Source organism: Ruegeria sp. YTSB088 (assembly GCF_059609825.1).
Window position 1 is genome coordinate 205,022 of sequence record NZ_JBXWMM010000004.1, and the last position, 13,764, is coordinate 218,785.

Sequence of the window (13,764 nt, forward strand, 5' to 3'; positions counted from 1 at the left end):
AGATGCAACCCACTGTCAGCTTTTTCAGCAGCTTCAACATCAATGATCTGTGGTTTCTGGCCGAAGCCGCCCTGCGGACACTCTGGATTTCAGTTCTGTCAATAACCATCGGAACGTTTCTTGGAGTGGTGTGCGGGTGGATCCTTTACGAAGGCAAACTGGCAGCCACCCTGACAGTGGCCCCGTTTCTGGACATTTTTCGTTCGGTGCCGCTGATCATCCAACTGGTGCTGTTCTACAACTTTGCGCCCATTGTCGGGCTTAACCTGGACCCGTTTGCCTCGGGCGTGGTGATCCTGTCGATCTACACTGCGGCTTTGGTTGCGAATGTCGCGCGCGGCGGGATCGAGGCCGTCGGTGCGCCGATGCGCCGTGCCGCGCGCAGTCTGGGCATGACCTATTGGCAGGACTTGCGCTATGTCGTCTTCCCTATCGGCGGACGCGCAGTGTTCCCGGCATGGGTCGGTGTTGCACTGGGTGTGATGAAGGACAGCGCATTGGTGTCGGTATTGGGCTACGTCGAATTGCTCAAGGCTAGCCAGATCCTGATCACCCGAACGCAGGAACCCTTCTTGATCCTGGCAATCGCGGGCGCGTTCTACTTCGCGCTCAGCTATCCAATTTCGCGCTATTCCGCGTCTCTTGAAAAAAGGTGGGCCCAATGATCGAAATTCGCGACCTGCACAAGTATTTCGGCGCGCTGCATGTGCTGAAAGGTATCGATCTGGATGTGCAGAAAGGTGAGGTCCTGTCGGTGATCGGCGCGTCGGGTTCCGGCAAATCGACCCTTCTCTATTGCATCAACGGGCTGGAACTGATCCAGCAAGGCTTGGTCAGGGTCGATGGCACCGATGTTCATGCGAAGGGCACCGACATCAACAAGCTGCGCACAAAGCTGGGGATGGTATTTCAGCAATGGAACAGCTTTCCCCACCTGACAGCGCTGGAAAACGTCGCGCTCGCCCCCAAAATCGTCAAGAGATTGTCAAAGCAAGAGGCCCGTGATGTCGCGGCCAAACAACTGACCCACGTCGGCTTGGGCGAAAAGCTCAACGCCTACCCTTCGGCCCTGTCCGGCGGCCAGCAACAGCGTCTGGCCATCGCCCGCGCGCTGGCGATGGAACCGGAATACATGCTGTTTGATGAGGCGACGTCGGCGCTGGATCCTGAACTGGTGGGCGAGGTTCTCGACACGATGCGCCTTTTGGCCGAAGAAGGGATGACCATGATCTGTGTCACGCACGAGATGGGTTTCGCGCGAGATGTATCGGACCGGGTTGCTTATTTCCATCAGGGTGTGATGGAAGAGATTGGCCCACCCGGGCAAGTATTCGGTGATGCGCAATCCGAAAACACCCGTAAATTCCTGGCCAATGTGCGCTAAGTGCACCGGCCCCCTGAAACAACGAGGAAGATCGCCTTCATGTCCAAGAATATCTTCACCGGCACCATGCCAGCCCTGATGACCCCCTGCAAAGCCGACCGGACACCGGATTTCGATGCTCTGGTCAAAAAGGGCAAGGAAATGATCGAGGCAGGCATGTCGGCCGTCGTGTATTGCGGCTCTATGGGCGACTGGCCGTTGCTGTCAGTTGCCGAACGCATGCAAGGCGTCGAACGCTTGATCGAGGCAGGCCTGCCCGTCGTCGTCGGCACAGGTGCGATAAACTCGAAATCTGCCGTGGCCTTGGCTGCGCATGCGCAAAAGGTCGGCGCGGCAGGGCTTATGGTCATCCCACGTGTGCTGTCGCGCGGATCGTCCATCGCGGCACAGCGTAACCACTTCAAGGCAATCCTGTCAGCGGCGCCGGATATCCCGGCTATCATTTACAACAGCCCCGTTTACGGCTTCGCCACCCGCGCCGATTTGTTCCTGGAATTGCGTGCGGATCATCCGAACCTGGTTGGATTCAAGGAATTCGGCGGCAAAAGCGATCTGCGTTATGCGGCGGAACACATCACCTCGAAAGATGATCAGGTGACACTGATGGTGGGCGTGGATACTGAAGTTTATCATGGCTTCGTCAATTGCGGCGCCACGGGTTCGATTACCGGCATCGGTACCGCCTTGCCCAAAGAGGCACTTCTGCTGGCTGCCCTGTGTCAGAAAGCGGCGGCGGGTCATACCGAAGCGCGCCTGCGCGCGCGTGAGCTTGAAGAAGCCTTTGGCGTGCTGGCCAGCTTTGACGAAGGCACCGATCTGGTGCTGTATTACAAACACCTGCTGGTCCTGAACGGCGAAGAGGAATACCGTTTGCACTTCAACGAAACCGACGAACTGACCGATGCCCAGCGCAACTATTGCGAACAGCAATACAGCCTGTTCCGCACCTGGTTTGCCGACTGGTCCAGCCAGGGTGGGGTCATCGCTGAATGCATGTGATCGACAGCCATACCGGAGGCATGCCCACGCGGGTTATCCTGGACGGCGGCCCCGATCTGAGGTCGGGCCCGCTGGCCGAGCGCGCACAACGCCTGGCCACCGAGCATGAGGCTTTCTACAAATCGGTCCTTCTGGAGCCGCGCGGTCAACCCGGCATGGTCGGGGCGCTTCTTGTCACCCCGGAAACGTCAGGCTGTGAGACCGGCGTGATCTATTTCGATGCCGACGCCGTTTTGGGCATGTGCGGCCATGGCACCATCGGGCTTGGGGTTACTCTGGCGCATCTGGGCCGGATTGGGCCGGGGACGCACAGGGTTGAAACGCCGGCCGGCGTCATCTCGGTTGACCTGTTGGACGCCAACACCGTGCGCGTCACCAATATCGAAAGTCGCCGGGTCAGGGCCTCTGTATCTGTTGATGTCGACGGCCATGGAAAAGTGACCGGCGATCTGGCCTATGGTGGCAACTGGTTCTTCATTGTCGATCCCAGTCCGATAGAAGTGAACCCCGGCAACATCCGAGCCCTCACTGACCTGACCATTGCAATACGCGAAGCCTGCATCGCGCAAAACCTGCGTGGTGAAAACGGGGAACCGGTGGACCACGTGATCTTGCAGGACAAATCCCCTGACGAAAACGTTCACAGCCGGAACTTTGTCCTGTGCCCGGACGATCAATACGACCGATCCCCGTGCGGGACCGGCAGTTCGGCGCGTCTGGCCTGTCTGGCGGCGGATGGGGTTCTGGTTCCCGGAGTAGAGATCGTGCAGGAAAGCGTGATCGGCAGTTCTTACCGACTAAGCTATCAGCCCGGCCCCAATGGCGGCGTCATCCCGACCCTGACCGGGCAGGCCCATATCATGGCCCAGGGCAAAATGATTTTCGCGCAAAACGATCCGTTCCGCAGTGGGATCCTTCTTTGACAAAACTATCGGGGATTGGCGCAATCCGGCCTCCGGTACCGAACCACAGTTTGAAAAGATCTGGCCATGCTGCAAGACAACCTGACGGATATTGTTGTGATCGGCGCTGGTATCATTGGGATCAGCACGGCACTGGAATTGCAAAAGCGCGGCAAACAGGTTCTGGTGTTGGATCGCCAAGGCGTAGGAACTGGTGCCTCGAAAGGGAATGCCGGAGCTTTTGCGTTTACCGACATCGTGCCGTTGGCCACCCCCGGGATCATGCGCAAAGCTCCGAAATGGCTGTTTGATCCATTGGGTCCGCTTTCAATCCCCCCCTCTTACGCTTTGAACATCGCACCGTGGATGCTGAGGTTCTGGCGGGCCAGTTGGCAGGATCGCTATGCTGCTGCTCTGTCTGCACAGGCTGCTTTGATGGATCACAGCCGCGCGGCGCTGGAACGCCAGATTGCGGATGTCGACGGCGAAGCGCTAATGCAACGCGAAGGCCAGTTGCAGTTGTTCGAAAGTGAAGGCGAATTCCGCGCTAGTCTTCCCACGTGGGATATCCGCAAGGATCACGGCATCCCCTTTGACCTGCTGGACAGCCCCGACGCGATTGCGGAAATCCAGCCTGGGCTTCACCGACGATTTACCCACGCGGGATTTACGCCCACCTGGATAAACACGGTCGATCCGGCCAGTTGGACAAGACATTTGGCCACCCGGTTCACTGCGCGTGGCGGTCAGGTTGAAATCGCGGCAATCAACGCGCTCACACCGATGGATGCAGGCGTACACCTGACGACTTCGATCGGTGAAATTGATGCAAGACACGTGATCGTGGCCGCCGGGGCCTGGTCTCACCAACTCGCGAAAACCCTGGGCGATCGCATCCCTCTTGAAACCGAGCGCGGTTATAACACCACCCTGCCCGAAGGGGCCTTTGACCTGCGCACCCATCTGACCTTTGGTGGACATGGGTTCGTGGTGACACGGATCAACGGCGGTGTGCGCATCGGTGGTGCGGTCGAGTTGGGAGGGCTGGAACTGCCGCCCAATTACAAGCGGGCCGACACGCTGCTGGCAAAGGCCGGGCGCTTCATGCCTGATCTGAACCTAGAAGGCGGTACGCAATGGATGGGGTTCCGGCCATCGCTTCCCGACAGTTTGCCGGTGATCGATCGCTCGGCCCGTGCGTCACAGGTTTTTTATGCCTTTGGACACGGTCATCTGGGCCTGACGCAATCCGCAGGCACGGCGGATCTGGTCGCGGATCTGGTCACGAACGCCAAGCCCGCGCTCGACATGAAGCCTTACGCATCCACACGCTTCTGATCTGGAGAACATCACATGAAAATCACCGCACTGAACGTATATCAGGTGGATCTGCCGCTGAAGGAAGGTCGTTACAACTGGTCCAATGGCAACTATGTCGAAGTCTTCGACAGCACCGTTCTCGAGATCATCACGGATGAAGGTCTGAAGGGTTATGCCGAATGCTGCCCGCTGGGATCGGCTTATCTTCCGTCCTTCGCACTTGGCGTCAGGGCCGGGCTGGCCGAATTGTCGCCACATCTGATCGGGCAGAATCCGCTTAATATAGGCCAGATCAATCGCACCATGGATGCTGCCCTGCGTGGCCACCCTTATGCCAAGGCTCCTGTTGATATTGCCTGCTGGGATCTTCTGGGCAAGGCGACCGGGCAACCGCTTTACACCCTTTTGGGCGGCGCGGCACAGGAAGATGTGGTGCTTTATCGTGCGATCAGTCAGGAAGCGCCGGACATCATGGCGAAGAAGATCGAAGGCTATGCGGCCGAAGGCTACACGAAGTTTCAACTGAAAGTGGGCGGCGACGCCAATGACGACATCGACCGCATTCACGCCACCCGCGCGGTTCTGAAAAAGACCGATCTTCTGGTGGCAGATGCCAACACTGGCTGGACCCGGCACGAGGCTGCTCGTGTCGTGGGCGCGGTCTCGGGTCTGGATGTCTATGTGGAACAACCCTGTTTGACCTATGAGGAATGCGTTTCGATCCGCCGCCGTACTGCGCTGCCGTTTGTGATGGATGAGGTCATCGACACTCCCAACACATTGGTTCGCGGCATTGCCGACGACGCTATGGACGTGATCAATCTGAAAATCTCCAAAGTCGGTGGTTTGACCAAGGCAAAACTGATGCGGGATCTGTGCGTGGCGCACGGTATTCCCATGACCATCGAGGACACATGGGGCGGCGACATCACCACAGCCACCATCGCCCATCTGGCGCGGTCAACACCGTCCGAGTTCACATTCTCGGCCACCGATTTCAATTCCTATGGTACCGTGGACATCGCCGAAGGCGCACCAAAGCGTGTCAATGGTCGGATGACCGCAGCAGATCGTCCCGGTCTGGGCGTGACACCGATCTTCGACGCGCTGGGTGCCCCTGTCGCGCAATATAGCTGAGGTAAACATGCGCAGCAGCAAAACCGTACATGTGATCTCGGCCCATGCCGAAGGTGAGGTTGGAGATGTCATCGTCGGAGGTGTCGCCCCACCGCCCGGCGACACTCTCTGGGATCAGCGAAGCTTCATCGCGCGGGATCAAACCCTGCGCAACTTTGTTCTGAACGAACCGCGCGGCGGTGTGTTCCGGCATGTCAACCTTCTGGTTCCGCCAAAACACCCCGAGGCGGACGCCGCCTGGATCATCATGGAACCCGAAGACACGCCGCCCATGTCGGGGTCCAACTCAATCTGTGTCTCAACCGTATTACTGGATAGTGGGATCATTCCGATGAAAGAGCCGGAAACTCATATGGTGCTGGAGGCACCGGGAGGGCTGGTCCGGGTACGTGCGGAATGCCGCGATGGCAAGGCACAACGCATCTTTGTCCAGAACCTGCCCAGCTTTGCCGACAAGCTGTCGGTCCCGCTCGAGGTATCCGGACTGGGCACGATCACGGTAGATACCGCTTATGGCGGCGATAGCTTTGTGGTCGTCGATGCGCAGACGCTTGGGTTTGCAATCGTCGATCATGAGGCCCGCGACATAGCCCAGTTGGGGGTAAAGATCACAAACGCCGCCAATGAACAGCTTGGGTTCTCTCATCCCGAGAACCCGGACTGGGATCATATATCGTTCTGCGCCTTTTGCGGACCGCTGAGCGAGACGGAAACCGGTCTGAGCGGCAAGTCCGCCGTGGCGATCCAGCCGGGTAAGGTTGACCGTTCGCCGACGGGTACCGCGGTGTCTGCCCGCATGGCGCTGATGGCAGCCAAAGGGTTGATGAAACCCGGCCAGACCTTCGAGGCGGTTTCGATCATCGGATCACGATTTACCGGTCGGATCCTTGACACAGCGCAGATAGGTGGCCGCCCGGCAATCGTTCCTGAAATCAGCGGTCGCGGTTGGATCACCGGAATTCATCAGCACATGCTGGACCCTGACGACCCGTGGCCGGGTGGTTATCGACTGTCTGACACCTGGGGTGTCTGAGATCTGATGTCGCGCAATTTTCGTTGATGGCAAAGTCTGCATATCCGCGACCCGAGTTTGGTAGTTCGGGATAACTCAAGGCCCTGGCCGCCGATAACCGTCCCACCAACACTTAGGGTTAAGGACGGTTGATCTTGTTTCAAACCTGCTTGCCTTCACTTTGACAGAAGTGGGATTGATACATCCTGGATGATGGATTCATCACCAGATCCATACTTTTCAAACTCTCTGAAATGGGTCGAAATCCAAGTTCGGCTTGGAAAAGTCGGTGATTACGGGTAATTGTATCCAAAAAACCGCGGCGGGATATTGGAAATGGCAGGAAAACGCGCGATCACGAAACAAAGCCTACCGGACGTCATCGCAAATGATCTGCGTGAACGTATCCTGAGCGGCGAACTCGCCGAAGGTGAGACGATCCGGCAGGAAGCACTGGCCGAGGAATATGATGTCTCGCGTATGCCAATCCGCGAGGCGCTGAAACGCCTGAATGCCGAAGGCCTGGTACAATGGGCCAACAATCGCGGCGGCTCGGTGACCAAACACTCCCTCGACGAAATCGGTGAGATTTTCGATCTTCGCATCCTGATCGAAGTGGATCTGTTTCGCCGAGCCATCCCTAATATGGGCCCAAGGGAATTTGCTCGTTGCGACGAGATCCTCAAACAGATGGAAGCGTCATACGATGAAAATGACGTCGGCAAGTGGGGGATATTGAACTATCAATATCACTCGGCGCTTTATGCGGCTTCACAGCGGAAGCTGACCAACGAATTGCTGGACCGCGTCAACCTGCAATCGGATCGCTATGTAAGGATGCACCTGAGCGTGATGAAACAGCGCGAACCCGCAAAAAAGGAACATCGTGATCTGTTGCGGCTGGCCCGGGAAGGCAAGGTGGACAAAGCATGCGAGGTCTTGACGCAGCACATACGCCGGACGAAGGAACAGCTTCTGGAAATGATCGCCTCGAAGCGCGGGACAGACGAACCCTAGGGCGGTCTTGCATGTCCTGTCATTTTGGATACATTATCCATTAGACTGAACATCATGAAATACGAGGCCCAAATGAACTTTACTCCGCATGGCAAGCATCTGATCGCAGGCAACTGGATTGCAGGTGACGATTTCTTTGCATCACAACCCGCACATGGGCTATCGCATGACTATTCGAAAGGTCGCATTTCAGACGTCGATGCCGCTGCGCAGGCCGCGGAAGATGTCTTTTGGAGTTATGGCTATTCCACTCGGGAAAAACGTGCCGCCTTCCTGAACACCATTGCCGACGAGATCGAAGCGCGCGCCGATGCAATCACCGAGATTGGCACACAGGAAACCGGCCTGCCCGAAGCTCGGTTGCAAGGTGAGCGAGGCCGCACGTCGGGGCAGCTAAGGCTGTTTGCAACGCATATCATCAGCGGCGATTATCTGGACCGGCGCCACGACGGCGCGCTGCCGGACCGTGCACCCCTGCCCCGGCCCGATCTGAAAATGATCCAGCGTCCGATCGGCCCGGTTGCAGTGTTCGGCGCATCAAATTTCCCGTTGGCATTTTCCACCGCCGGGGGGGACACCGCCGCCGCACTGGCTGCTGGCTGCCCGGTTGTCGTCAAAGGCCACAGCGCCCATCCTGGCACCGGCGAGATCATCGCTGAAGCAATCTTCGCTGCTGCCCGCCGTTGCAACATTCATCCCGGTGTTTTCAGCCTGATCCAGGACGGCGGGCCGGCTGTGGGTTCAGCCTTGGTGCAGCACCCTCTGATCAAGGCAGTCGGGTTCACCGGGTCGCTTACGGGCGGTCGCGCCCTGTTCGACCTGTGCGCCGCGCGCCGCGAACCGATTCCGTTTTTTGGTGAGCTTGGATCGGTCAACCCCATGTTCATTCTGGATGCGGCACTCGCGAACCGGGGCGAAGACATCGCCAAAGACTGGGCCGGATCGCTGACCATGGGCGCAGGTCAGTTCTGCACCAACCCGGGCGTCGTCGTGATACCGGCAGGTGAAGCAACAGACCGCTTCGCCGAGATCACACGGACCGCATTGACCGAAGTTCCGGCGCAGACCATGCTGACCGACGGCATCGCCGAAGCCTATCGCAACGGTCAGGCCCGCGTCGCGGAAAACGGTGGCGTTCAGGAGGTTCTGACGTCGACATGCGACCAGCGCAACGCAGCCCCCTTCCTTTACCGAACAAGCGCCGCGACATGGCTGGCCAACGAAACCCTCGCAGAAGAGGTGTTTGGCCCGTTGGGCATCATCGTTACCGCCGAAACATCCGACGAGATGCGCGACGTCGCGCGCAGCTTGCACGGTCAGTTGACCTGCACGCTGCAAATGGACGAGGCCGACATGGACATGGCCCGGTCCCTGCTGCCGATCCTTGAACGCAAAGCCGGGCGCGTGTTGTCCAATGGCTTCCCCACGGGGGTCGAGGTGTGCGACAGCATGGTCCATGGCGGCCCCTACCCGGCTTCGACCAATTTCGGTGCCACATCTGTCGGCACATTGTCGATCCGACGTTTCCTGCGTCCTGTTTGCTATCAGAACCTGCCGGATGCCTTGTTGCCGGAACGATTCTCGTAGAGCTTCGGGGGAACGCCCGCTCGCCGACACTCTGAGAGCAATAAGCACTGCAGAGGCTGGCGGGTGCATTTGAAGCCAACCGTCAGCCTCTGCCGAGCGATCTTGGTTCATCCTTTCTGTTTCAGCGCCCGCGTAAAAAGGATGGGGCAGAACCGCCACCTATAAGCCTGCATGTTCAACCACGGTATTCTGGTGTTGCGTCCGATCAACCGGGAAATTCCGATCAAATGAGAGCTTTGGCACCGAATTGCTTGATGAACGCCAAAGGAAAAGGGAGCACGCCCTTCGATCCGATTGCGCAGTTTCATTTGGGTAACAGTGCGCTTGCTCATTCGCTGCATGCCAACGCAGACACCGCCCAGTGCGTTGGCACCATGGTCAACTACCTGAATGATTTGACCCGCGTGGCCCTGAACCACGAACAATTCGCCAACACCCATGAGATGACCGCCTCCACCGAGACAAAATTCTCCGCTGCATCCACCTCTCTCTCCATGCTTCAAGAAAGGTAAACCTGATGGCTAACCCCCTCTATGACGGCCTGTTCGGCATTCATGCTGGCAAAGGCACACCTTTTTTGCGGCTGCTGGATGGGACAACAATCACCCATCAGGACTTTCTCGGCAACGCGGCGCAGATCGCGCATGTCGCCACGCGTCTAGGTCTGAATCCCGGTGATCGCGTTGCGGCGCAGGTTGAGAAGTCACCCGAGGCGCTGGCGCTTTATGCAGCTTGCGCCCAAGCCGGTCTGGTGTTCCTACCGCTCAATACCGCCTACACGGTAGATGAATTAACCTATTTCATAGAAAACAGTGGAGCCGCACTGATTATCTGTGACGCCAAAAGTGAGGAAAAACTCACCCCTGTCGGCGCGCAGCTGGGGGCGCGAATAGAGACCCTGAACGCGGATGGCAGCGGGTCCCTGACAGATCAGGCCGCAACCATGCCGACAAGTTTCGAAACCGTCGCCCGCGATGGCGAGGACCTTGCCGCGTTCCTCTATACATCGGGAACCACAGGCCGGTCCAAGGGGGCCATGCTGACCCAGAATAATCTGCTGTCGAATGCGCGGACACTGATCAAGGAATGGCGCTTCACCTCGCAGGATGTGCTGCTGCATGCCCTGCCAATCTTCCACACCCACGGGCTGTTCGTCGCGACCAACATCATGCTGGCCGCGGGCGGATGCATGATCTGGCTACCAAAATTCGATCTGGATCAAATCATAGACAATTTGCCCTATGCCACGTCGATGATGGGCGTCCCAACCTTCTATACGCGCCTATTGGACGACCGCCGCTTTACCAAGGAACTGGCCACCCATATGCGCCTGTTCGTATCGGGATCGGCACCACTGCGGGCGGAAACCCATGTGCAGTTCGAGAAACGAACGGGTCATCGCATCCTTGAGCGCTACGGCATGACTGAAACCAACATGAACACGTCAAACCCTTATGACGGCGATCGGCGCGCCGGAACGGTTGGGCACCCGCTACCCGGGGTTGAACTGAAGATCTGTGATTCAGACGGCAATACCCTGCCCGTGGGCGAGATCGGCGAGATTGAGGTGCGTGGGCCCAACGTCTTCAAAGGGTATTGGCAGATGCCTGAAAAAACCGCTGCCGAACTGCGCGACAACGGCTTTTTCATCACCGGTGATCTGGGCCGCATCGACGAGGATGGGTACGTCCATATCGTTGGTCGCAACAAGGATCTGATCATTTCGGGCGGCTACAACATCTACCCAAAAGAGATCGAGATGGTTCTCGATGATCAACCCGGTGTTCTGGAAAGCGCCGTGATCGGCGTGCCTCATCCCGATTTCGGTGAAACGGTTGTTGGTGTCATCGTCGCAGAGCCCGACCAGACCCCTGATCCGGAGGCGATAACGGGCGCGGTCTGCGAAGGTCTGGCCCGGTTCAAGCATCCGCGCAAGCTGATCGTTCTGGATGAACTGCCCCGCAACACGATGGGCAAGGTTCAAAAGAACATTCTGCGTGACCGATACAAAGATCTCTTCATGACTGTGTGAGTGAGTCTCGGCAAAGCGGGGATCAGCGGATGCACCCCCTAAAAAGAAAATCAGGCGAGGGTGTCCCCGCCTGATTTATTACATGAGTCAGGCAACCAGATCGAACCGGTCGTTGTTCATGATTTTGGTCCATGCCGCCACAAAGTCGCGTACGAACTTCTCGGCGTTGTCGTCCTGAGCATAAACCTCTGCATAACCGCGCAGGATCGAGTTCGAGCCGAAGACCAGATCAGCGCTGGTTGCGGTGAACTTGACCTCACCCGAGGCGCGGTCGCGCAGTTCGTAGGTTCCGTCGTCAACCGGATGCCAGCTCAGCGACATATTCGTCAGGTTGACAAAGAAGTCTGTTGTCAGCTGGCCCACCCGGTCAGTGAAGACACCATGTGGCGATCCGCCATGGTTGGCACCCAGCACACGCAGGCCACCGACCAGAACGGTCATCTCGGCTGCGGTCAGACCCAGCAGTTGCGCGCGATCCAGCATCATTGCCTCAGGAGATACTGCGTATTCCTTCAGTTGCCAGTTGCGGAACCCGTCCGCCAGCGGCTCAAGCACCGAGAAACTGTCCACATCGGTCTGCTCGTCCGACGCGTCGCCGCGACCGGCCGAGAACGGAACCGCCACGTCAAAGCCTGCGGCCTTGATTGCCTGCTCCAGTCCGACATTGCCCGCCAGAACGATCACGTCGGCAATCGAGGCACCGGTTTCCGCTGCGATCGGCTCCAGCACACCCAGCACTTTTGCCAGACGCTCGGGCTCGTTGCCTGCCCAGTCCTTTTGCGGCGCCAGTCGGATGCGCGCCCCATTTGCGCCACCGCGTTTGTCCGAGCCACGGAAGGTGCGGGCACTGTCCCAGGCTGTGGTGATCATCTCGACTGCCGTCAGGCCGCTGTCTGCGATCTTCGCCTTGACGGCATTTATGTCATAATCTGTCGAACCAGCCGGGATCGGATCCTGCCAGATCAGGTCTTCTGACGGCACGTTTGGACCATAATAGTTGACGCGTGGACCCATATCACGGTGAGTCAACTTGAACCAGGAACGTGCAAATGTATCGGCAAAATAGTCCGGATCCGCCATGAACTTCTGACAGATCGCGTTGTAGGTCGGGTCGACTTTCATCGCCATATCCGCATCAGTCATCATGGGCATGCGACGAACAGACGGGTCGGTCGGGTCGACCGGCTTTTCGTTTTCGGGCATGTCGACGGGCTGCCACTGATGGGCGCCGGCGGGCGATTTGCCCAGCTCCCACTCGTAGCCGAACAGGTAGTCGAAATAGCCCATGTCAAACTTCAGGGGCTCTTTCGTCCACGCCCCTTCGATCCCCGAAGTAAAGGCGTTGGTCGCTTTACCGTTCTGATCAGGGTTCTCCCATCCCAGACCCTGGCTGGACACGGGGCAGGCTTCGGGCTCGGCGCCGATATTGTCGCCTGGCATCGCACCATGGGCCTTGCCGACCGTATGACCACCGCAGGTCAACGCCGCAGTCTCTTCGTCATCCATCGCCATACGGGCAAAGGTTTCACGGATATGCAGCGCGGTTTTGGCCGGATCCGGATTGCCGTTCACACCTTCGGGGTTCACATAGATCAAGCCCATATGCACCGCACCCAGAGGGTTTTCCAGCGTACTGGGAGTTTCCAGATCTCCATATCGGTTCTCGGATGGGGCCAACCACTGGTTTTCCGACCCCCAGTAAACATCTTTCTCCGGGCCCCAGATATCCTCGCGACCAAATCCGAAGCCAAAGGTCTTCAGCCCCATGGCTTCATATGCAACGGTTCCCGACAGAACGATCAGGTCAGCCCAGGAAAGCGCGTTGCCATATTTCTTTTTCACCGGCCACAACAGACGCCGGGCTTTATCCAGGCTGGCGTTGTCCGGCCACGAGTTCAGCGGCGCAAACCGGATGTTGCCCGAACCGGCGCCACCTCGACCATCCCCCAGACGATAAGACCCGGCCGAGTGCCACGCCAGACGGATCATCAGGCCACCGTAGTGACCCCAGTCTGCCGGCCACCAGTCCTGACTGACAGTCAGCAGCGCCTCGACATCGGCGCGAACCGCCTTGAAGTCCAGCCCTTTGACCGCTTCGCGGTGGTTGTAATCCGCATCCATCGGGTTCGTGCGCGTGTCGTGCTGGCTCAGAATGTCCAGGTTCAGCGAATCCGGCCACCACTTGGTAACGGAATTGCCCGTTCCAGTATTGCCGCCATGCATGACAGGGCAGCCGCCGGATTGGTGATTGTGGGGGGTACCGTCCATTGTAAATCTCCTGAGTATTTACCTAGGGGTTCAGATATCTTGACTCGTACCTTACAGCTTCGATAATTGGAAATTTGTAATTACTATCGTTGCGATTAGTTTTTCA

Annotated in this window: 12 protein-coding genes; 11 read left to right on the top strand and 1 reads right to left on the bottom strand. The window is 58.1% G+C overall.

The features are described from left to right. The first annotated feature begins 2 nt into the window (after positions 1-2). The 11 genes from AC2FFA_RS08390 (at position 3) to AC2FFA_RS08440 (ending at position 11,390) form a co-directional block, all read left to right on the top strand. Positions 3-665 carry an amino acid ABC transporter permease gene (locus AC2FFA_RS08390; RefSeq protein WP_496851116.1) on the top strand — a complete coding sequence of 221 codons (663 nt, stop codon included), beginning with the start codon at positions 3-5 and terminating at the stop codon, positions 663-665. Continuing rightward, positions 662-1,384 carry an amino acid ABC transporter ATP-binding protein gene (locus tag AC2FFA_RS08395; protein ID WP_496851118.1) on the top strand — a complete coding sequence of 241 codons (723 nt, stop codon included), beginning with the start codon at positions 662-664 and terminating at the stop codon, positions 1,382-1,384. The genes AC2FFA_RS08390 and AC2FFA_RS08395 overlap by 4 nt, the downstream gene beginning before the upstream one ends. Positions 1,385-1,423: 39 nt before the next feature. Next, positions 1,424-2,383, top strand: a complete 960-nt coding sequence (locus tag AC2FFA_RS08400) for a dihydrodipicolinate synthase family protein (protein ID WP_117873928.1) — start codon at positions 1,424-1,426, stop codon at positions 2,381-2,383. Beyond that, positions 2,374-3,306: a 4-hydroxyproline epimerase gene (locus AC2FFA_RS08405; protein WP_496851120.1), complete on the top strand. Its 933-nt coding sequence runs from the start codon at positions 2,374-2,376 to the stop codon at positions 3,304-3,306. Before AC2FFA_RS08400 ends, AC2FFA_RS08405 begins: the two co-directional genes overlap by 10 nt. A gap of 66 nt (positions 3,307-3,372) precedes the next feature. Continuing rightward, the gene (locus tag AC2FFA_RS08410; RefSeq protein ID WP_496851122.1) at positions 3,373-4,623 is read left to right on the top strand and encodes an NAD(P)/FAD-dependent oxidoreductase; all 1,251 of its coding nucleotides are present in this window, start codon (positions 3,373-3,375) and stop codon (positions 4,621-4,623) included. Positions 4,624-4,638: 15 nt separating this feature from the next. Then, positions 4,639-5,742, top strand: a complete 1,104-nt coding sequence (locus AC2FFA_RS08415; RefSeq protein ID WP_496851124.1) for a cis-3-hydroxy-L-proline dehydratase — start codon at positions 4,639-4,641, stop codon at positions 5,740-5,742. A 7-nt stretch (positions 5,743-5,749) separates the two neighbouring features. Then, complete coding sequence (locus AC2FFA_RS08420; RefSeq protein ID WP_496851126.1) at positions 5,750-6,775, top strand: trans-3-hydroxy-L-proline dehydratase; 1,026 nt, start codon at positions 5,750-5,752, stop codon at positions 6,773-6,775. Positions 6,776-7,090: 315 nt separating this feature from the next. After that, the gene (locus tag AC2FFA_RS08425) at positions 7,091-7,771 is read left to right on the top strand and encodes a GntR family transcriptional regulator (RefSeq protein WP_117874114.1); all 681 of its coding nucleotides are present in this window, start codon (positions 7,091-7,093) and stop codon (positions 7,769-7,771) included. 72 nt (positions 7,772-7,843) lie between these two features. Beyond that, complete coding sequence (locus AC2FFA_RS08430) at positions 7,844-9,358, top strand: aldehyde dehydrogenase (NADP(+)) (RefSeq protein WP_496851128.1); 1,515 nt, start codon at positions 7,844-7,846, stop codon at positions 9,356-9,358. A gap of 227 nt (positions 9,359-9,585) precedes the next feature. After that, on the top strand, positions 9,586-9,870 hold the full coding sequence (locus AC2FFA_RS08435; RefSeq protein ID WP_496851130.1) for a malonyl-CoA decarboxylase domain-containing protein: 285 nt from the start codon (positions 9,586-9,588) through the stop codon (positions 9,868-9,870). A gap of 5 nt (positions 9,871-9,875) precedes the next feature. After that, positions 9,876-11,390, top strand: coding sequence for a malonate--CoA ligase (locus tag AC2FFA_RS08440; protein WP_496851132.1), 1,515 nt, complete (start codon positions 9,876-9,878; stop codon positions 11,388-11,390). 87 nt (positions 11,391-11,477) lie between these two features. On the opposite strand, the gene katG is transcribed toward AC2FFA_RS08440, so the two are convergent. Then, a complete protein-coding gene (gene katG / locus AC2FFA_RS08445; RefSeq protein WP_496851134.1) occupies positions 11,478-13,658 on the bottom strand; it encodes a catalase/peroxidase HPI in 2,181 nt (726 codons plus the stop codon). Between the last annotated feature and the right edge of the window lie 106 nt (positions 13,659-13,764).

What these genes read in the sequence shown, in the direction of transcription:
- AC2FFA_RS08390 (WP_496851116.1), top strand. Translation starts at nt 3, where the DNA reads ATGCAACCCACTGTCAGCTTTTTCAGCAGCTTCAACATCAATGATCTG.
- AC2FFA_RS08395 (WP_496851118.1), top strand. Translation starts at nt 662, where the DNA reads ATGATCGAAATTCGCGACCTGCACAAGTATTTCGGCGCGCTGCATGTG.
- AC2FFA_RS08400 (WP_117873928.1), top strand. Translation starts at nt 1,424, where the DNA reads ATGTCCAAGAATATCTTCACCGGCACCATGCCAGCCCTGATGACCCCC.
- AC2FFA_RS08405 (WP_496851120.1), top strand. Translation starts at nt 2,374, where the DNA reads ATGCATGTGATCGACAGCCATACCGGAGGCATGCCCACGCGGGTTATC.
- AC2FFA_RS08410 (WP_496851122.1), top strand. Translation starts at nt 3,373, where the DNA reads ATGCTGCAAGACAACCTGACGGATATTGTTGTGATCGGCGCTGGTATC.
- AC2FFA_RS08415 (WP_496851124.1), top strand. Translation starts at nt 4,639, where the DNA reads ATGAAAATCACCGCACTGAACGTATATCAGGTGGATCTGCCGCTGAAG.
- AC2FFA_RS08420 (WP_496851126.1), top strand. Translation starts at nt 5,750, where the DNA reads ATGCGCAGCAGCAAAACCGTACATGTGATCTCGGCCCATGCCGAAGGT.
- AC2FFA_RS08425 (WP_117874114.1), top strand. Translation starts at nt 7,091, where the DNA reads ATGGCAGGAAAACGCGCGATCACGAAACAAAGCCTACCGGACGTCATC.
- AC2FFA_RS08430 (WP_496851128.1), top strand. Translation starts at nt 7,844, where the DNA reads ATGAACTTTACTCCGCATGGCAAGCATCTGATCGCAGGCAACTGGATT.
- AC2FFA_RS08435 (WP_496851130.1), top strand. Translation starts at nt 9,586, where the DNA reads ATGAGAGCTTTGGCACCGAATTGCTTGATGAACGCCAAAGGAAAAGGG.
- AC2FFA_RS08440 (WP_496851132.1), top strand. Translation starts at nt 9,876, where the DNA reads ATGGCTAACCCCCTCTATGACGGCCTGTTCGGCATTCATGCTGGCAAA.
- katG (WP_496851134.1), bottom strand. Translation starts at nt 13,658, where the DNA reads ATGGACGGTACCCCCCACAATCACCAATCCGGCGGCTGCCCTGTCATG.